Genomic DNA, 1282 nt, shown 5'->3' with positions numbered 1-1282 from the left:
GGGTGTAGGGTGTGGGGTGTGGGGTGTAGGGTGTGGGGTGTAGGGTGTGGGGAGTTTTCTCAGTGAAGTGATAACTGATAACTGATTACTGATAACTGATTACTGATTACTGATAACTGATAACTGATAACTGATTACTGATTACTGATTACTCCTTGACCGAAGAATTTCGGGGGTTTTGCTAGGGTATAAACTTCCGTATTTTGTGCGATTGCTTGACGAATATAGAGAGGAGTTTGTAACATTCCTAGTAAACTCATGCCATCAATTAAACGTAATCCTCCCGTAGTTGTATCGCTGATTAATTCATCCACCACATCGGGATCGGGACGAGTATTTAAAGGATGATTAGCACAGAGAGTAAAACCCCAAGGGGAACCATAACTAGGAGTGGGAGCGCAATAGGAATGAACGTAGGGAAAAACTGCTTTTAAAGTATTCACCAAACGCGCATGATACATCACCGAAGGAGGAGAAACCGGACCAGATTGGACAACCACAATGCCATTTTCGGCCAAAACTCTTTGTAGTTTTTCAAAGTATTCTTTCGTGAATAGGGGGAAAGAAGGACCCTCTCCGATGGGATCAACCAGATCGGAGATAATAATATCCCATTGATCGTTAGTGGTGTCTAAAACTTCTAAAGCATCAGCCACAACTAACTGAAAACGAGGATCATCAAAAGTGCCTTGGTGCATTTCGGGAAGATGTTCCTTACAAGCTGCCACCACATCCCCATCGATATCGATCATCATCACTTTTTCGATTGTTTTCCAACGCAATAACTCCCGCGTTGTCGCACCTTCACCACCTCCGAGAATTAAAGCAGTTTTTGCTTCTTGGTGGGCAATCATTGCCGGTTGCACTAATGCTTCATGATAAATAAATTCATCCCCCGTACAAGATTGCCATTTCCCATCCAGTACCAAGGCTTTTCCATAGGCCCCCGACTCAACAATATACATCTCCTGAAAAGCGGTTTTTTTGTAGGCTAAAATCCGCGAAACCCCATGACTATAAATGTCCCAGGGGGTAATATATTCGTTAACCCATAGATCCGCTTTTAGTTCACTTCCTGCCATAACTAATCCTCCTTGGGGTGAAAAAGGCACGATCTATCATTATACAACAATTGACAAAATTCGATCGATAACCTGAAATTATCTCCAGGTAATCCCGAAGCTGTCGATAATCGATCGCTGAAAAACGGTAAGCTAGAAAAGATTAAGTAAGTAGTTATAATTAAATTGAAGATAGATTTTGCCTCTGATCCCCCCTGCCC

At 42.5% G+C, this 1282-nt stretch carries 1 protein-coding gene; it reads right to left on the bottom strand.

The window, feature by feature from the left end; genetic code table 11:
- Nucleotides 1-134 precede the first annotated feature (134 nt).
- A complete protein-coding gene (locus IQ242_RS25030; protein WP_193961814.1) occupies nucleotides 135-1082 on the bottom strand; it encodes a fused MFS/spermidine synthase in 948 nt (315 codons plus the stop codon).
- Nucleotides 1083-1282: the final 200 nt, after the last annotated feature.

It is taken from the genome of Microcystis sp. LEGE 08355 (assembly GCF_015207185.1).
Classification (GTDB): domain Bacteria; phylum Cyanobacteriota; class Cyanobacteriia; order Cyanobacteriales; family Microcystaceae; genus Microcystis; species Microcystis panniformis.
This window is presented reverse-complemented; position numbering and strand designations above follow the sequence as displayed.